Below are 16,828 nucleotides of genomic sequence, written 5' to 3'. Positions count from 1 at the left end.
ATCATGGCTGATGTGACGACCGCGCCGCGGCAGGCCGCCTCTCCGACCCCCGTGGCGGGCACGCCCGAGCGGGTATGGCCGCCCCTCGCCACGCTGCGCGAGGACATGGACCGCCTCTTCAACGGCTTCTTCCGCAACTTCGGCGCGACGGGCCTGGAGGCGCCGCGCCTCTTCCCCGCCGGCGCGCCCCTCGGCGCCGCCCTGGCGGCGATCGACGTGATCGAGGCGGAGAAGGAGTACCGCATCACCGCCGAGCTGCCCGGCCTGAGCGAGAAGGACGTCGAGATCGACACCTCTGGCGACCTGCTCACCATCAAGGGCGAGAAGCGCGAGCATCGCGATGAAAAGACGGAGAGCTATACCCTCTCCGAGCGGCGCTACGGCAGCTTCCGCCGCGGCTTCCAGATCCCGGCCGGCGTGGACCGTGCCCACATCGTGGCGAGCTTCGACAAGGGCGTGCTGACCGTCACGCTGCCGAAGACCGCCGAGGCGCTGGAGCAGTCCCGGAAGATCGAGGTAAAATCGGCCGGTTGAGGACGGAGCAGTGATGGTGGAGCCGGACGCGCGCATGACGGACGATCCGACTCCAGCTGTCGGGACAGGGTCAGGGGCTGGGACGCCCCGCCCTCCCCTTCCCGTCCGGGCGCAGCTTCCCGCGGTGATCCCGCCGAAGGCGGCGCCCGCCGTCCGGAAGCATCATGTCGCCGCGGCGCTCATGCTGCTGCTGGCCGTGCTGGGCGCCGGCCTCGGCTGGTACGGCTGGCAGCAGCGCCGCGCCGAGGCGCTGCCGGCCGGCATCGTCTCCGGCAACGGTCGCATCGAGGCGGAGCCCACCGAGATCGCCACCAAGATCGCCGGCCGCCTTTCCGAGGTGCTGGTGGACGAGGGCGACATGGTCCAGGCCGGCCAGGTGCTGGCGCGCCTGGACTCGCGGGAGATCGAGGCGGCGCTGAGCCGGGTCCGGGCGCAGTCCAACCAGGCGCAGCGCGCCCTCGATGGGCGGCGCGCCTCCTTCGCCCAGCAGCAGAGCACGCTGCGCCTGGCGGAGGCGGAGCTCGCGCGGACGCAGGCCCTGGTGGAGCGCGGCTTCGCGACGCGCCAGGTCCTCGACCAGCGCAACAGCACGCGCGAGGTCGCCGCCTCGGCCCTCGCGACGGCCACGGCCCAGATCGCCGAGGCGGAGGCCGCGCTGCAGGCGGCCAACGAGGCGGTGCACGGGCTGGAGGTGCAGCTCTCCGACACCGTGCTGACCTCGCCCGTGCAGGGCCGCGTGCAGTACCGCCTGGCGCGCCCCGGCGAGGTGCTGGGCGCCGGCGGCCGGGTGCTCACCGTCCTCGACGTGACCTATGTCTACATGGCCGTGTTCCTGCCGACCGGCCAGGCCGGCCGGGCCGCCCTCGGCAGCGAGGCGCGGATCGTGCTGGACGCCTATCCGGGCTTAGTCATCCCGGCCCGCGTGACCTTCCTCTCGCCCCAGGCGCAGTTCACGCCCAAGGCCGTGGAGACGCGCACGGAGCGGGAGCGGCTGGTCTTCCGGCTCAAGCTGCGCATTGATCCGGAGTTGCTGCGGGCGCATGCGGCGGAGGTGCGCACCGGCCTGCCCGGCGTGGGCTATGTGCGGCTCGATCCGGCGGTGGAGTGGCCGGCCTCGCTGCAGCCCACCGCACCGCAGCCCCGGCCCGCGCCCTGAGCATGGAGCCCGCTCCCGCCGTCGCCACGCTCGCGGGCGTGACGCAGCGCTATGGGCGCGTGAGCGCGCTCGACGGGGTCACGCTGTCGATTCCGGCGGGCCAGCTGGTCGGCCTCATCGGGCCGGACGGCGTCGGAAAGTCCACCCTGCTCGCCCTGGTGTCGGGCGCGCGGCGGCTGCAGCAGGGCGGGCTCACCGTGCTGGGCGGCGACATGACGGACCGCCGGCACCGGACCCTCGCCGGCCCGCGCATCGCCTACATGCCGCAGGGGCTCGGCCGGAACCTCTACCCGGACCTCAGCGTGCAGGAGAACGTCGATTTCTTCGCCCGGCTCTTCGGCCAGGGGCGCGCAGAGCGCGAGGCGCGGATCGGCGCGCTGCTGCATGGCACCGGCCTCGCCCCCTTCGCCGGCCGGCTGGCGCGGCAGCTCTCGGGCGGGATGAAGCAGAAGCTCGGCCTGTGCTGCGCCCTGGTGCATGACCCGGAGCTGCTGATCCTGGACGAGCCGACGACCGGCGTGGATCCGCTCTCCCGCCGGCAGTTCTGGACGCTGGTGGCGCAGATGCGCGCGCGGCAGCCGGGGATGAGCGTCGTGGTCGCGACCGCCTACATGGAGGAGGCGGAGGAATTCGACTGGCTGGTCGCCATGGATGGCGGCCGCGTGGTCGCCACCGGCAGCGCGGCGGAGCTCCGGCGCCAGACCGGCGCGGAGACGCTGGAGGAGGCCTTCGTGCGGCTGCTCCCGGATGCGCGGCACGCCCATCGCCGGCTGGAGGTCCCGCCGCGCATCCCCGACGCCGCGGCGCAGCCCGCCATCGTCGCGCGCGGCCTCACGCGCCGCTTCGGCGGGTTCACGGCGGTGGACAGGGTCTCGCTCGAGGTCGGCAAGGGCGAGATCTTCGGCTTCCTCGGCTCCAACGGCTGCGGCAAGACCACGACGATGAAGATGCTGACCGGCCTGCTGCCGGCCAGCTCCGGCACGGCCGAGGTCTTCGGGAAGCCCATGCTGGACGGCGATCGCGAATCCCGGCGCCGCGTCGGCTACATGTCGCAGAGCTTCTCGCTCTACGGCGAGATCACCGTCCGCCAGAACCTCGACCTGCATGCGCGGCTCTTCCAGCTTCCGGCGGAAAAGGCGAAGGCTCGGGTCGCGCAGCTCCTGTCGGATTTCGGCCTCGCCGCCCATGCCGACGCAAAATCGGGCGGCCTGCCGCTCGGCCTGCGCCAGCGGCTCTCGCTGGCCGTCGCCGTGCTGCACGAGCCGCCGATGCTGATCCTCGACGAGCCGACCTCCGGCGTGGATCCCGTCGCGCGCGACGAATTCTGGGAGCTGCTGATCGACCTCTCCCGCCGCCAGGGCGTGACGATCTTCATCTCGACCCACTTCATGAACGAGGCCGCGCGCTGCGACCGCATCGCGCTCATGCATGCCGGCCGCATCCTCGCCACCGGCACGCCCGCGGAGCTGGTCCGCGCGCGCGGCGCGGCGAGCCTGGACGCAGCCTTCGTCGCCTATCTGGAGGCCGCCGCCGGCCCCGAACCCGCGGGCGGCACGCTGGCCGCGTCCCCGCCCGCGCCCTCCCCGCCGACGCGCTTCCCCGGGCTCGGCCGGATGCTGGCCTACGCCCATCGCGAGTGGCTGGAGCTCTGGCGCGACCCGGTGCGGCTGGCCTTCTCGCTGCTCGGCACGGGGCTGCTCATGCTGGTCTTCGGCTACGGCATCACGATGGACGTGGAGGGCCTCGCCTTCGCCGCGCTGGACCGCGACCAGACGCCGGAAAGCCGCGCCTACATCCAGGAATTCTCCTCCACCCGCTATTTCGTCGAGCGTCCCGCCATCGCCGACGAGGCCGAGCTGCTGCGCCGCATGCGGGCGAACGACATCCAGCTCGCGATCGAGATCCCGCCCGGCTTCGGCCGCGACCTGCATGCCGGCCGCCCGACCGAGATCTCCGCCTGGGTCGACGGCGCCATGCCCTTCCGTGCCGAGACCACGCGCGGCTATGTCGAGGGCATCCACCAGGGCGCGCTCGAAGCCCTGGCGGCGCAGACGCCGCAGGGCGCCACGCCCGCGGTCATGACACTGGAGACGCGCTTCCGCTACAATCAGGACTTCCGCAGCGTCTATGCCATGGTGCCCGGCGTCATCGCGCTGCTGCTCGTCTTCATCCCGGCGATCCTGACCGCGCTCGGCGTGGTGCGGGAGAAGGAGCTCGGCTCCATCACCAACCTCTACGTCACGCCGACGGGACGCGCCGAGTTCCTGGTCGGCAAGCAGCTGCCCTATATCGGCCTCGCCCTGTTCAACGCGCTGCTGCTGGTCATGGCCGCCATCTGGCTCTTCGGCGTGCCGCTGAAGGGCAGCGCGGTCGCGCTGGCGCTGGGCGTGCTGCTCTACGTCACGGCGACGACGGGATTCGGGCTGCTGATCTCGGCCTTCACCGCGACGCAGGTCGCCGCGCTGACCGGCGCCGCCATCCTGACCATGATGCCGGCCCAGCAGTTCTCCGGGATGATCGTGCCGGCCTCCGCCCTGACGGGCGTGGGCGTGGTGATCTCGGCGATCTTCCCCACGACCTACTTCCTCACCATCAGCGTCGGCACCTTCACCAAGGCCCTGGGCCTCGCCGACCTCGCCCGCCCGCTGCTGGCGCTCGCGGCCTTCATCCCGGTGCTGACCCTGCTCTCCGTCCTCCTCCTGCCGAAGCAGGAGCGCTGACGGTGCTGCGCTCGGCGAAGAACATCCTGTGGCTGGGCCTCAACGAGCTGCGCAGCCTGGCCGCGGACCCCGTGCTGCTTGGTCTCCTCGTCTATGCCTTCAGCTTCATGATCTACTCGCAGGCCACCGGCCTCTCGCACGAGCTGCGCAACGCCTCGATCGCCATCGTCGACGAGGACCGCTCGCCGCTCTCGCTGCGCATCGCCCAGGCCTTCCGCGAGCCGTTCTTCCGCACGCCCGAGATGATCTCCCTCGCCGAGGTCGATCCGCGCATGGATGCCGGCCGCAACTCCTTCGTGCTCGACATCCCGCCCAACTTTCAGCGTGACCTGCTGGCCGGGCGGCAGCCCGCCATCCAGGTGAACGTAGACGCGACGGCGATGATGCAGGCGGGCATCGGCGCCGGCTACATCCAGCGCATCATCGCCGACGAAGTCGCGACCTTCCTGGAGGTACAGCCGCCCGTCCCGGTCGCACTGCAGCTCCGCGCCGCCTTCAATCCGAACCTGGAAAGCTCCTGGTTCACCGGCGCGATGGGGCTGATCAACAACATCACCATGCTCGCCGTGCTGCTGGCCGGCGCGGCCGTGATCCGCGAGCGCGAGCATGGCACGCTGGACCACCTGCTGGTGATGCCGGTCTCGCCGCTGGAGATCGCGCTGGCGAAGATCTGGTCCAACGGGCTGGTGATCACGGCGGCGGCGGGCCTTTCGGTCTGGCTCGTGCTGCGGCTGCTGCTGGGCATGCCGCTCGTGGGATCGATCCCGCTCTTCCTCGCCGGCGTCGCGCTCTACCTGTTCTACGCGACCTCGGTCGGGCTGCTGCTGGGCACGGTGGCGCGGTCGATGCCGCAGCTCGGGCTGCTCTTCATCCTGATCGTGCTGCCGATGATCATGCTCTCCGGCGGCAGCACGCCCTTCGAGAGCATGCCGCGCCCGCTGCAATACGCGATGATGGCCTTTCCCTCGACGCATTTCGTCGCCTTCGCGCAGGCGATCCTCTACCGGGGTGCGGGCTTCGACATCGTCTGGCGGGAGTTCCTGGCGACGGGCGCGATCGGCGCCGTGGTGCTGGCGGCGGCGCTGCTGCGATTCCGGGCGGTGGTGGCGCAGGCGGTCAACTGACGTCGAAGGCGCCGTCGGGGCATCCAGCCCGCGGCGCCCGTCAGAATAAGCGCCTCACCCACCGCATCCGGCCGGCGCCGCCCAACTGACCTTTGTGCCGGGCGCACGAGTGGCGCGGCGAAGGCAAGGCGGCGGTTGTGGCAAGCAGCCCCAACCCACCCGCCGTTTGAGGCACAAAAATCAATGCGACAGCATCACCGGCAGCGTCGCATGCCGCATCAGGCTGCGCGTCACGCCCCCCAGCACGAATTCCCGGAACCGGCCATGCCCATAGCCGCCGACCACCAGCAGGTCCGCGCTCGCATCGGCCGCCGCGTTCAGCAGCAGGTCCTCGGGCGCCGCGCCGCGGGCCGTTATGGTTTTCGCCGAGACGCTCACGCCGTGCCGCGCGAGATGGCGCGACAGGTCCTCGGCATCGAGCTGGCGGGCCTCGGTCTCCCCGGCCTCGGTCGCGACGGTGAGCACCTGCACGGCCTTGGCGTGGCACAGGAAGGGCAGCGCATCGGCGACGGCGCGCGCCGCCTCCCGCTCGCCGTTCCAACCGATAAGGACGTGGTCGGCCGAGAAGGGCTGCGGCAGGACCGGCGGCATGACCAGGATCGGCCGTCCGGAGCCGAAGAGCACGGCCTCCGCCATATCCGTCTCGAAGCCGTCCTCGCCGGATCGGGCGAAGATCGTGAGGTCGGCATAGCGGGCGTGCTGCTCCAGCACCGCGCCCACATTGCCTTCCACCTGGCGCCATTCGCCGGGGATGGCCTCCCGGCTCAGCATCTCCTCGAAGACCGGCTTCAGGCGCGCGGCCTCCGCCAGCGCGGCCTGCTCGGCCTCCTGCAGGATCCGCTCGATAGTCCCGGCATCCATGTAGCCCGTGATGCCCATGAGCTCCGAAGCCAGCTCGTAGACGTAGAGGCCGGTGACGTGGGCGTCGTGCCGGTGCGCCAGCGCCACCGCCGCCGCGAGCGCCGGCGCGCTGCCGTCCGGCGAGGTCATGTGGACGAGGATATCCTTGAATCTCATGGTCAGTCCCCAATGCTTGGTGGCCTGATCCTACCGGTCGCGAAACCTTCCTCCCTGACCTCGATCAGGCGCCCGGATTACATCTGGTGAACGTAGGTGCCCGGCGCCGCCTCGAGCGGGGCGTATCCCTCCGCGCCGATCGCGGGAGGCGGCTCGGGCGCGGAGGAATGCGCGGCCAGCCATTCCTGCCAGGCCGTCCACCAGGAACCGTCCTGCTGGGGCGTCGCCGCCAGCCATTCGTCCGGGCTGAGACAGGGATCCTCGGCGCGCTTGTGCCCGATGCGGAAGCGGCGCCCGCGATGCCCCGGTTCGCTGACGATGCCGGCATTGTGGCCGCCGCTGGTGAGCGCGAAGGTGACGTCGGTGTCGCTCAGGTGATGGATCTTGAAGACCGAGCGCCAGGGCGCGACGTGGTCCCACTCGGTGCCCACGGCGAAGATCGGCACACGGATGTTCTGGATCGCGACGGGACGGCCGTCGACCATGTAGGCGGCGCTGGCGAGGCTGTTCTCCAGGAAGAGGTGCCGCAGGTATTCCGAGTGCATCCGGTAGGGCAGCCGCGTCGCGTCGGCGTTCCAGGCCATGAGGTCGTTGAGCGGCTGGCGCTCGCCCATCAGGTAGTCGTGCACCATGCGCGACCAGATGAGGTCGTTCGAGCGCAGGAGCTGGAAGGCGCCGGCCATCTGCCCGGCCTGCAGCACACCGTGCTTCCACATGATGCCCTCCAGCGCCGCGACCTCTCCGTCGTCGACGAAGAGCTGCAGCTCGCCCGGCTCGGAGAAGTCGGTCTGCGCGGCGAAGAGCGTCAGCGAGGCGAGGCGGTCGTCGCCCGCGCGGGCCATGGCGGCCGCGGCGATGGCGAGCAGCGTGCCGCCCAGGCAATAGCCGACCGCGTGCACCTTGCGGCCCGGCAGCACCGCGCCGACCGCGTCCAGCGCCTCCATCACGCCGAGCTTCCTGTAGTCGTCGAAGCCGATGTCGCGGTCGCTGCCGTCGGGATTGCGCCAGGAGAGGCAGAAGACCGTGTGGCCCTGGGCGACGAGCCAGCGGATCAGCGAGTTCGCCGGCGAGAGGTCCAGGATGTAGTACTTCATGATCCAGGCCGGCACGATCAGGATCGGCTCGGGATGCACGGCGCCGGTCGTGGGCGCGTACTGGATGACCTCGACGAGATGGTTGCGGTGGATGACCCGGCCCGGAGTCACGGCCACCTCATGGCCGGGACGAAAATGCGCGGCGTCCGGCGGCGGAAGCTCCATCGCCTGTTGCACGAGGTCCTGCGCGAGGTTGCCGGCGCCGTCCAGCAGGTTCGCCCCGCCGGTCTCGATGGTCCGCTGGATCACCTCGGGATTGCAGGCCGCCAGGTTCGAGGGCGAGCCCATGTCGAGGAGCTGGCGGATGGTGAAGGCGACGACGTCCTCGTGATGCGGCGCGACACCGGGAACGCCCCGTGCCGCCGCGTCCCAGCAGCTCTGCATCAGGAGAAAGCCCTGGTACCACAGGCTGTAGGGCGGCGTGTTCCAGGCCGGGTCGCGGAACCGGCGGTCGCCCTCGGCGGGACGGACGCAGGGCGGCGTCTTCGGATCCTGGGCTTCGAGCAGCGTCTGTCGCAGCATCTGGCTGGCGGCCATGGCGGCGTTCGCGCCGATCTGCGCGCGCTTCCCGGGCGCCAGGAGCAGGTGCAGCCACCAGTCCGAGAAGGCCAGCGCCAGCGAGACCGGCGAGATGCCCGCCGTCGCGCCGGCAACCATGGCCATGGTCGCGCTGTCAGCGTCCCGCGGCCGCGTGGCGGACAGCAGCAGCCCGCCCCCGACAGCGGCGGTTTCGTTACCCAATCCTGGCATGTGCGAGCGTCCGGTTCGTCCCCTCGGCCTCGCGGTCACGCCTTCGGCGCATCCTTGGGCTCATGGGCCAGGCCAGCGTAGCAGTTCCGCAGCTTGTCCGCGACGTCCGAGGCCGCCTTGGCCTGCGCGGCGGCGATGTCGAAGCAGCTCGCCGAGAGCGAGGCCCAGGCCGCGGGCAGCTCCTGCACCTTCCGGCAGCCCAGGAGGTTCATGTAACTGTGGTTCAGGCGCTCCTGCGCGGATTGCAGGACATTGAGCTCGCCGGCCACCGCGTCGCCCAGGATCTTCTGGGATTCCAGCGTGGCCTGAGAGAAGGAGCGCCAGGGGCCGGCGAAGAAATCCTCGGCGCGCGAGGCGCCGTTGAGCCAGAGCTGCGAGATCGCGGCGTCGGTCGGGGTCGTCTGCGGCGCAGCCTGCACGGTCTTCGTCATCTTGCGGAGCCTTCTGCTGGCGGGCCGGACACGTGGTGCGGAGGCCCGGCGTTTCGGTAGGGCGGTGGATGCCAGGACGATGCGGCGAAGGCCCTGATGCAGATCATGGCCGCGCGATTTGCAATGTCCTTTCCTGGTGTCGGATGCTCAGGAGAAGCTCATGCTGCGGCAGCTCACGCCCTGTTCGGTGCTGATGTTGGGGCTTGCGCCTTTCGCCGCGGCGATGGCCCAGACGAGCCCTGTGATCCCCGGGCCTATGATTCCCGGGCCTGCGATCCCCGGCGATGCCGTCGCGGGCGAGGCGCTGGCGCGGACCTGGTGCGCCAACTGCCACGATGTGGGCCGGACCGCCCGGCCCGCCGCGACCGACGCGGTTCCGGGCTTCGCCAGCATCGCGCGCATGCCGAGCACGACGGCGATGTCGCTGCGGGTGTTTCTTCTCACGCCCCATGGCGACATGCCCGATTATCAGCTCGGCCGGCGCGAGCTCGACGACGTCATCGCCTATATCCTCTCGCTCCGCAGCGAATAGCGGAGACACCATGACGATGTCCGGGTTGGACCACACGGCCGCCCCGGCAGCCTGGCACGAGATCGGTGTCGCGGAGACGTCCGCGCGCCTGCGCTGCTCCGCCCAGGGCCTCGCCTCGGCGGAGGCGGCCCGCAGGCTGGCGGAGCACGGCCCCAACGCGCTGCCGGAACCGCCCGGCGCCTCCTTCCTCCTCATCTTCCTCGGCCAGTTCCGCAGCCCGCTGATCTACCTGCTGCTCGCCGGCGCGCTAGCCTCGCTCTGGCTGCAGGCCTGGGACGAGGCCGGCTTCATTCTGCTGGTGCTGGTCATCAACAGCGCGATCGGCGCGATGCAGGAGTGGCGGGCGAAACGGCAGAAGGCCGCCTTGCGCTCCCAGCTCGTGGGCTCCAGCCGCGTGCGCCGTGACGGCATCTCGATGCGGATTCCCAGCGCCGGGCTGGTGCCCGGCGACCTCGTGCTGCTGGAAGCGGGCGAGCACGTGCCCGCCGACATCCGCATCACGCAGGCCGCCGACCTCCAGGCCGACGAATCCACGCTCACGGGCGAATCCCTCGCCGTGGACAAGCGGGCCGGCGAGGCGCTACCGGCCGCGACGCCGCTCGGCGACCGGGCGACGATGCTCCACTCCGGCACCGCCATCCAGCGCGGCCGGGCGGAGGGCATCGTGGTCGCCACGGGGACCGCGACGGAGCTCGGCCACATCTTCGGCGCGCTGGCCCGGCCGGCGGCCGATCCCCCGCTCACCCGCCGGCTGGAGCGCTTCACGCGGGTCCTGGGCCTCGCCTCGGTCGCGCTGGTGGCCCTGGTCGTGGCGCTGCAGCTCCTGGCCGGCACGCCGCTGCGCGAGACCTTCTTCCTGGCGATCGCGCTGGCCATCTCGGTGATCCCCGAGGGGCTGCCGGTGGCGGTGACGGTCGCGCTCTCCGTCGCCACGCGGCGCATGGCGCGGCGCAACGTCATCGTCAGCCACCTGCCGGCGGTCGAGGGGCTAGGTGCCTGCACGGTGATCGCCACCGACAAGACCGGCACGCTGACCGTCAACCAGCTCACCGCCCGGCGGGCCTGGCTGCCGGAGGAGGGCGAGATCGATCTGTCGGAGGGCGCGCCGCCACCCGCGCTGGCGCGCCTCGCCCACAGCGCCGCCCTGTGCAACGACGGTAGCCTGCGCGAGGAGGGCGGAAGCTGGCTGGGGACGGGCGACGCCGTGGACATCGCCTTCCTCCGGCTGGCGCGGAAGCTCGGGATCGATCCGCGCGCGCTCCGTGCCGCCGAGGCCCGCGCGGCGGAGCTGCCCTATTCGCCGGACCGGAAGTTCGGCGCTTCGCTGAACCGCCATGGCGCAACGCTGCAGCTGCACGTGAAGGGCGCGCCGGAAGTCCTGCTGCCGCTGTGCCGCGACGTCGATGCCGAGGAAGCGATGATCGCGGTGGACCGCATGGCCGCCGCCGGCTGCCGCGTGCTGGCCGTCGCGACGCGCCCGGCATCTTCCGGCGATCCCGAAGCCGAGCTGCACGATCTGGAGCTGCTCGGCCTCGTGGGCTTCATCGATCCGCTGCGGCCGGAGGCCAAGGCCTCCATCGCCGCCTGCCGCGCGGCAGGTATCCGCGTGGTCATGATCACCGGCGACCATGCCGCGACCGCGCTGGCCATCGCCACCGAGCTCGGCCTCGCGGACAGCCCCGATTCCGTCGTCACCGGAGCCGAGCTCGCGGCGCTGGCGGAGAGGCCCGAGGCGGCCGCCCTCGCGCTGCGCCATGCCTCCGTCTTCGCGCGCGTGGAGCCCTCCCAGAAGGTGCTGATCGTCGAGGCGTTGCAGGCCGGCGGCGAGGTCGTCGCCATGACCGGCGACGGGGTGAACGACGCGCCCGCGTTGCGCCGCGCCGATCTCGGTGTCGCCATGGGGCGCGACGGCACGGACGTGGCGCGCGACGCCGCCGATCTCGTCCTGACCGACGACAATTTTTCCTCGATCGTTTCGGGGATCGAGGAGGGCCGGGGCGCCTATGCCAATATCCGCAAGGTGATCCTGCTGCTGGTCAGCACCGGCGCGGCGGAGGTCGTGCTCTTCCTGCTGGCGCTCGCGAGCGGGCTGCCGGTGCCGCTGACGGCAATCCAGCTCCTCTGGCTGAACCTCGTGACCAACGGCGGCCAGGACGTCGCCATGGGCTTCGAGCGCGCCGAGCCCGGCCTGCTGCGCCGCCCGCCGCGCCCGGGGGGCGAGCCGATCTTCGATGGGCCGATGCTGCGCCAGACCCTCCTCTCGGGCGGCGTCATGGGCGTGCTGACCTACGGCGCCTTCGCCTGGCTGCTGTCGCAGGGCTGGAGCGAGTTCGAGGCGCGGAACATGGCGCTCTTCCTGATGGTCGCCTTCGAGAACGTGCATGTCTTCAACTGCCGCTCGGAGATGGTCTCCGCGCTGCGCATCCCGCTGTCGCACAACTGGACGCTGGCGGCGACGGTGGCGGGCGCGCAGCTCGTGCACATCGCCGCCGGCTTCACGCCGGGGCTGCGTGACGTGCTGCAGGTGGCGCCCATCGCGCCCACGGCCTGGCTGTCGCTGGCGGGCATCGCCCTGTCGCTGATGGCGGTGATGGAGCTCTACAAGTGGCGCATGCGTCAGGGAACGAGCACCAGCGCGCCCTCCACGTCGCCGGCGCGCAGCCGGTGCAGCGCCTGATTGGCCTGATCGAGCGGCAGGGTCTCCACCGCGGTCCGCACCGGCACCTTCGGCGCCAGCGCCAGAAATTCCTCGCCGTCGCGCCGGGTCAGGTTGGCGACGGAGCGGAGGGAGCGCTCCATCCAGAGGATGTCGTAGGGAAAGGCCGGGATCTCGCTCATGTGGATGCCGGCGCAGACCACGGTGCCGCCGCGGTCCACCGCGCGCAGCGCCGCCGGCACCAGGGCGCCGACCGGGACGAAGAGGATCGCGGCGTCCAGCGGCACCGGCCCCGGCGCATCGGAAGGGCCGGCCCAGGCGGCACCCATGCGCCGGGCGAACTCCTCCGCCCGCCTGTCGCCGGGCTTCACGAAGGCGAAGACCTCGCGGCCCTCGTATCGCGCCACCTGGGCGACGATGTGCGCCGCCGCGCCGAAGCCGTAGATGCCGAGGCGCCTGGCGTCGCCCGCCATGCGCAGGGCGCGGTAGCCGATCAGCCCGGCGCAGAGCAGCGGCGCCGCCTCGGCATCGCCGTAGGAGTCCGGCAGGGCGAAGCAGAAGGCCTCCTCCGCCAGCGTCAGCTCCGCATAGCCGCCGTCGCGCTGATAGCCGGTGAACTGCGCCTCGCGGCAGAGGTTCTCCCGCCCCGACCGGCAGAAGCGGCAGGTGCCGCAGGCAAAGCCCAGCCACGGTACCCCGACCCGATCCCCGATCCGGAAGCGCGAAGTCCCGAGGCCGGCCTCGGCGACGCGGCCGACGATCTCATGGCCGGGGACGACGCGCGGCTTCGGGTCCGGCAGTTCGCCGTCCACCAGGTGCAGGTCGGTGCGGCACACCGCGCAGGCGGCGACACGGAGGAGCAGTTGGCCCGGCCCGGGGCGCGGATCCGGCAGGGACGTGCAGATCAGCGGCGCGGCTGTCGAACCCCTGGGCCGGTCGAGGACGAAGCCGCGCATGGCGGGGCCAGGGTATCAGGGCTCGCGCATGGGAGACGGGAAGCGGCTGCTGGCGGCCTTGCTCCACGCCGCCGCCAGCACCTCGGCATGCGGCATGGACGCGCCGTCCTGCAGCGCGCCGAGCAGCCGCCGCACGAGGTCCCAGCGCAGGTGCCGGGACTGGCAGGCGGCCGCGGCGTCGGTACCCTCGTCCGCTGGTGCGCTGGTCGTCATCCGCAGAATCCTCCGTCCCGGCCACCCAAGCACGGCGCCGCGGCCCGCGACCTGACCCAGATCAGTTCCGCCGCCGGTCGGCTGGAACGGAACGTGCCAGCGATTGATCTGGCGCAGGGCGCGCCCCATGTCCCCCACATAGTTTCGTCGCATCAACACGGGTAACAGGAGATGCACCGATGCTGAAGGAAACGCTGCAGGCGCAGGACCTTATGACCGCGCAGGTCGTCACCGTCCGCCCCGACCTTCCCGTCATCACCCTCGCGCGGCTCCTCGCCGACCGCGGCATCTCCTCGACGCCAGTGACCGATGCCACGGGCCGCCTGCTCGGCATCGTGACCGAGGCCGACCTCCTGCGCCGGCTGGCGGGCACCGAGGACGCCCCGGTCGGCTGGCTGGGCCGCGTGTTCGGCGACGTGAACCGGCAGGCCGAGAACTATGCGCGGACCCACGGCATCGAGGCCCGGGACGTCATGACGAGCGCGCTCGTCACCGTCGGTCCGGAGGACACGGCCGCCCATTGCGCCCACCTGATGGAGGAGCATCGCATCAAGCGGCTCCCGGTCGTGACCGACGGCCGGCTGGTCGGCATGATCTCGCGGGCCGATCTGCTGCGCGCCATCCTGGAGCCGCCGGCGCCGCTCGGTACGACCGCCGCCCCCTCGCTCGACGCCCGGATCCGCGCGGCGCTGCGGGCGGAGCTGCGCGAGCAGCCCTGGGCCAACAGCATGTACATCTTCCCCGAGGTCGCGAAGGGCGTGGTGACCTTCTACGGCTTCGTCCGCTCGGAGGAGGTGCGGCGGGCCCTGCGGGTGATGGCGTCCCGCATCGAAGGCGTCGAGCGCGTGGAGGACCAGATGGAGGAGCCGCCGATGGCACTGGTGGGCGATCTCGCCTGATCCGGCCTCGACCTGGCTGGCCGGCGCGCGCCGGCTTGCGCGCCGGAGCTTGCCATCCCATCCCCTGGAATGCCCATGATGTTTGAAGCCCTGCCCGCGGCAGGGTAACCAGATGGGGTGTGTGCAGGGGACTCCGATGGACCATTGGTTTCGCAGAAGCATCCTGGCCGGCGCCGCCGGCGCCCTTTCGGCCTGCGCGAGCGGCAAGGAGCCGCCCGTCAACGCCGACTGGCTGCTCGGCCAATGGGACGGCGGCATCGAGGGGCAGCGGCTGGTCGTGACATCCGTCCAGGCCCAGAACAGCCTGGCGCAGGGGACCTGGGCCGGTGAGCCCGTGTCCATCGCCGTGCATGGCGGGCAGATCAGCTTCAACACGGCCAGCGGCCTCTCCGTGCAGCTGGCGCAGGGCTCGGGCATGCTGATCGGCACCGTCGACCGCGCGCCCTGGCTGGTGCCGGGCCCGCCGCTCGCCCTGGTGTTCCTGCGTCCCGCCACGCCGCTCGCCTAGGGGCGCCGGTCCGGCCCTATACGGCGCCGCCACGAAGTCGCTAGTCTGTCCCCAACGACCGACCATCCCAGGGGAAAGACAATGTCCGCTGCCGTGAAGCCCGCTCCCGCCAGCATGAGCGACGCCGAGTGGAAGGCGCGCTGCGACCTCGCCGCGCTCTACCGCATCGTCGAGCATCTCGGCTGGACCGACCTGCTCGAGACGCACATGACCGTGCGCATCCCCGACGAGCCCGGCACCTTCCTCATCAACAACTACGGCGACATGTTCGACGAGATCACCGCGTCGAGCCTGGTGAAGATGGACCTGGAGGGCCGCGTCCTCGGCGGCGGCACCAAGTTCAACGCGGCCGGCTTCACCATCCACAGCGGCGTCTACAAGGCCTGCCCCGAGGTCAACTGCATCATGCACTCGCACACCCGCGCCGGCGCCGGCGTCTCGGTGCTGCGTCAGGGCCTGCGGCCGATCAGCCAGGACGCGCTGCACGTGCTGGACGACGTGGTCTACCACGAATACGGCGTGCCGACCTCGGTGGAGGAATGCGAGGCCCTCGGCGAGAGCGCCAAGAAGGGCGGCTGCCTCGTGCTGCTGAACCATGGGCTGCTCTCGGCCGGCAAGACCATCCCGGCCGCGCTCTACCGCCTCTACATGCTGGAGCGCGCCTGCGAGGTGGAGATGATCGCGCGCAGCATGGACGAGCCGCCGGTCTTCATCGAGCCGCACATCGTGGAGCGGGCGGCGAAGCGGGGGGCGATGATGCGGCAGCAGCCGGAATACGGCGTGCGGCAGTGGGAAGCGCTGCTGCGGCGCATCGACCGCGAGGGCGCCGACTACCGGCGCTGAGCGCTCCCCGCCCTTCGTTTCGTTTCATTCTTGAAGCCCGTCGGCCGGTTCCTCCCGGCCGGAAAATGCCCTAGGTCTCCGGCCCCGGCCTGACGCGCCGTCGCCGGGAGGGGGACGTCGCGTCGCGGCCTCCGGAACAGGGAAGGCTGTGGCTTGAACGGTGTCCTGCTGCTGCTGGCTCAGGCAGCGCTCTACTTCTGCGTCATGACCCTGCTGTTCGGCCTCCGGCGGCGGATCGGCATTGGCGTCTTCGTCTGCGCGCTCGGCGTCATGCACTTCCTGGAGACCTATCTCGCGGCGGTCTTCTTCATCGAGCTGCCCTTCGGCCTCATCTCGCCCGGCTCGACCGTGCTGTTCAGCGGCAAGCTGGCGATGATCCTCCTGCTCTACATCATCGAGGACACCGAGACGGTCCGCCAGCCCATCTACGGCCTGCTGACCGGCAACATGCTGATGGTGGGCCTCGTCCTGCTGCTGCGCTTCTACGAGCCGGCCGCGGGCCTGTCCGACCTCGGGCCGGACCTGATGCTGATCGACCACATGGGCGTGCTCATGGTCTGGGGCACGACGCTGCTCTTCATCGACAGCATCGCCATCGTCCTGCTCTACGAGGCGCTGGCTCGGCGGTGGCCCGGGCGGACCTTCCTGCCGATGCTGCTCAGCCTCGGGGCGGTGCTGAGCTTCGACCAGCTGGCCTTCTTCACGGGCCTCCACCTCGTGGCCGGCACCCCCTTCCCGGCCCTCTTCGGCGGATGGGTGGCGAAGATGGGCGCCTCGCTGACCTTCGCGCTGATGGCGGCGGCCTATCTGCGGTGGGTGGAGCGGGCACCGGCCGATCACGCCGAGGCCGGGACCGCCAATGTCTTCGGCAAGCTGACCTACCGCCACCGCTACGAGGCGCTGCTGACCGCGAGCCGGATCGACGCCCTGACCGGCGCCTGGAACCGGCAGCAGCTCGACAGCCTGGGGCCCGCGCGGCTGTCCCGGGCGGCGGCGCGGGAACGGCCGCTCGGCCTGGCGATCATGGACCTCGATAACTTCAAGCAGGTGAACGACACGCTGGGCCATCAGTCCGGCGACGAGGCCCTCCGGCGCGCGGTCGCCGCGATCAAGGCCTCCATCCGGCCGGGCGACGAGGTCTTCCGCTACGGCGGCGACGAGTTCGTCGTCCTCGCCGAGGGCCTGCGCCCCGCCGATGCGGCCGCCTATGCCGAGCGCCTCCGGCTGGCCGTGGCCGCGGAGGGCGATGCGATGCCGGTGCGGCTGTCCGTCTCCGTCGGCGTCGCCGTCTTCCCCCGCGACGCCACGAGTTTCGGCGAGCTGATGCGCCAGGCCGATCAGCGCCTCTACGACGCCAAGGGGCTGGGCCGGAACCGCGCGATCAGCGGCTGAGCG

At 71.4% G+C, this 16,828-nt stretch carries 15 protein-coding genes; 10 read left to right on the top strand and 5 right to left on the bottom strand.

Annotated elements, in window-relative coordinates; genetic code table 11:
* The first annotated feature begins 3 nt into the window (after positions 1–3).
* The 4 genes from AC1ROY_RS28115 to AC1ROY_RS28100 all read left to right on the top strand — a co-directional run bounded on the left by AC1ROY_RS28115 (position 4) and on the right by AC1ROY_RS28100 (position 5,534).
* On the top strand, positions 4–534 hold the full coding sequence (locus AC1ROY_RS28115) for an Hsp20/alpha crystallin family protein (RefSeq protein ID WP_493152242.1): 531 nt from the start codon (positions 4–6) through the stop codon (positions 532–534).
* Between the two features lie 124 nt (positions 535–658).
* Positions 659–1,690, top strand: a complete 1,032-nt coding sequence (locus tag AC1ROY_RS28110) for an HlyD family secretion protein (RefSeq protein WP_493152241.1) — start codon at positions 659–661, stop codon at positions 1,688–1,690.
* 2 nt (positions 1,691–1,692) lie between these two features.
* Positions 1,693–4,410, top strand: coding sequence for a ribosome-associated ATPase/putative transporter RbbA (gene rbbA, locus AC1ROY_RS28105; RefSeq protein ID WP_493152240.1), 2,718 nt, complete (start codon positions 1,693–1,695; stop codon positions 4,408–4,410).
* A 2-nt stretch (positions 4,411–4,412) separates the two neighbouring features.
* A complete protein-coding gene (locus tag AC1ROY_RS28100) occupies positions 4,413–5,534 on the top strand; it encodes an ABC transporter permease (protein ID WP_493152239.1) in 1,122 nt (373 codons plus the stop codon).
* A 180-nt stretch (positions 5,535–5,714) separates the two neighbouring features.
* Here the strand turns inward: AC1ROY_RS28100 and AC1ROY_RS28095 are convergent, their stop codons facing one another.
* The 3 genes from AC1ROY_RS28095 to AC1ROY_RS28085 all read right to left on the bottom strand — a co-directional run bounded on the left by AC1ROY_RS28095 (position 5,715) and on the right by AC1ROY_RS28085 (position 8,826).
* Positions 5,715–6,551, bottom strand: coding sequence for a universal stress protein (locus AC1ROY_RS28095; RefSeq protein WP_493152238.1), 837 nt, complete (start codon positions 6,549–6,551; stop codon positions 5,715–5,717).
* Between the two features lie 77 nt (positions 6,552–6,628).
* Positions 6,629–8,395, bottom strand: coding sequence for a PHA/PHB synthase family protein (locus AC1ROY_RS28090; protein ID WP_493152237.1), 1,767 nt, complete (start codon positions 8,393–8,395; stop codon positions 6,629–6,631).
* 35 nt (positions 8,396–8,430) lie between these two features.
* A complete protein-coding gene (locus AC1ROY_RS28085) occupies positions 8,431–8,826 on the bottom strand; it encodes a hypothetical protein (RefSeq protein WP_493152236.1) in 396 nt (131 codons plus the stop codon).
* A gap of 160 nt (positions 8,827–8,986) precedes the next feature.
* Between AC1ROY_RS28085 and AC1ROY_RS28080 the strand changes: the two genes are divergently transcribed.
* Both AC1ROY_RS28080 and AC1ROY_RS28075 read left to right on the top strand, forming a co-directional pair.
* Positions 8,987–9,358, top strand: a complete 372-nt coding sequence (locus AC1ROY_RS28080; protein ID WP_493152235.1) for a c-type cytochrome — start codon at positions 8,987–8,989, stop codon at positions 9,356–9,358.
* 10 nt (positions 9,359–9,368) lie between these two features.
* Positions 9,369–12,035, top strand: coding sequence for a cation-translocating P-type ATPase (locus AC1ROY_RS28075; RefSeq protein WP_493152234.1), 2,667 nt, complete (start codon positions 9,369–9,371; stop codon positions 12,033–12,035).
* Here the strand turns inward: AC1ROY_RS28075 and AC1ROY_RS28070 are convergent.
* Both AC1ROY_RS28070 and AC1ROY_RS28065 read right to left on the bottom strand, forming a co-directional pair.
* Positions 11,975–12,970: a zinc-dependent alcohol dehydrogenase family protein gene (locus AC1ROY_RS28070; RefSeq protein WP_493152233.1), complete on the bottom strand. Its 996-nt coding sequence runs from the start codon at positions 12,968–12,970 to the stop codon at positions 11,975–11,977. The genes AC1ROY_RS28075 and AC1ROY_RS28070 overlap by 61 nt on opposite strands.
* A gap of 15 nt (positions 12,971–12,985) precedes the next feature.
* Entirely contained in the window at positions 12,986–13,183 is a 198-nt protein-coding gene (locus AC1ROY_RS28065; protein WP_493152232.1) for a hypothetical protein, read from the bottom strand.
* 179 nt (positions 13,184–13,362) lie between these two features.
* Here AC1ROY_RS28065 and AC1ROY_RS28060 point away from each other — a divergent pair, with 179 nt between their 5' ends.
* The 4 genes from AC1ROY_RS28060 to AC1ROY_RS28045 all read left to right on the top strand — a co-directional run bounded on the left by AC1ROY_RS28060 (position 13,363) and on the right by AC1ROY_RS28045 (position 16,825).
* Positions 13,363–14,082: a CBS domain-containing protein gene (locus AC1ROY_RS28060; protein ID WP_493152231.1), complete on the top strand. Its 720-nt coding sequence runs from the start codon at positions 13,363–13,365 to the stop codon at positions 14,080–14,082.
* Positions 14,083–14,218: 136 nt separating this feature from the next.
* The gene (locus AC1ROY_RS28055; RefSeq protein WP_493152230.1) at positions 14,219–14,590 is read left to right on the top strand and encodes a hypothetical protein; all 372 of its coding nucleotides are present in this window, start codon (positions 14,219–14,221) and stop codon (positions 14,588–14,590) included.
* A gap of 81 nt (positions 14,591–14,671) precedes the next feature.
* A complete protein-coding gene (locus AC1ROY_RS28050) occupies positions 14,672–15,433 on the top strand; it encodes a class II aldolase/adducin family protein (RefSeq protein WP_493152229.1) in 762 nt (253 codons plus the stop codon).
* Between the two features lie 153 nt (positions 15,434–15,586).
* Positions 15,587–16,825: a GGDEF domain-containing protein gene (locus AC1ROY_RS28045; RefSeq protein ID WP_493152228.1), complete on the top strand. Its 1,239-nt coding sequence runs from the start codon at positions 15,587–15,589 to the stop codon at positions 16,823–16,825.
* Positions 16,826–16,828: the final 3 nt, after the last annotated feature.

It is taken from the genome of Roseococcus sp. GW821-FHT12F05 (genome assembly GCF_058806835.1).
This window is presented reverse-complemented; position numbering and strand designations above follow the sequence as displayed.

Coding starts and splice junctions, on each gene's coding strand:
- AC1ROY_RS28055 (WP_493152230.1), top strand. CDS start 14,219: ATGGACCATTGGTTTCGCAGAAGCATCCTGGCCGGCGCCGCCGGCGCC.
- rbbA (WP_493152240.1), top strand. CDS start 1,693: ATGGAGCCCGCTCCCGCCGTCGCCACGCTCGCGGGCGTGACGCAGCGC.
- AC1ROY_RS28060 (WP_493152231.1), top strand. CDS start 13,363: ATGCTGAAGGAAACGCTGCAGGCGCAGGACCTTATGACCGCGCAGGTC.
- AC1ROY_RS28075 (WP_493152234.1), top strand. CDS start 9,369: ATGACGATGTCCGGGTTGGACCACACGGCCGCCCCGGCAGCCTGGCAC.
- AC1ROY_RS28085 (WP_493152236.1), bottom strand. CDS start 8,826: ATGACGAAGACCGTGCAGGCTGCGCCGCAGACGACCCCGACCGACGCC.
- AC1ROY_RS28095 (WP_493152238.1), bottom strand. CDS start 6,551: ATGAGATTCAAGGATATCCTCGTCCACATGACCTCGCCGGACGGCAGC.
- AC1ROY_RS28065 (WP_493152232.1), bottom strand. CDS start 13,183: ATGACGACCAGCGCACCAGCGGACGAGGGTACCGACGCCGCGGCCGCC.
- AC1ROY_RS28070 (WP_493152233.1), bottom strand. CDS start 12,970: ATGCGCGGCTTCGTCCTCGACCGGCCCAGGGGTTCGACAGCCGCGCCG.
- AC1ROY_RS28080 (WP_493152235.1), top strand. CDS start 8,987: ATGCTGCGGCAGCTCACGCCCTGTTCGGTGCTGATGTTGGGGCTTGCG.
- AC1ROY_RS28050 (WP_493152229.1), top strand. CDS start 14,672: ATGTCCGCTGCCGTGAAGCCCGCTCCCGCCAGCATGAGCGACGCCGAG.
- AC1ROY_RS28090 (WP_493152237.1), bottom strand. CDS start 8,395: ATGCCAGGATTGGGTAACGAAACCGCCGCTGTCGGGGGCGGGCTGCTG.
- AC1ROY_RS28115 (WP_493152242.1), top strand. CDS start 4: ATGGCTGATGTGACGACCGCGCCGCGGCAGGCCGCCTCTCCGACCCCC.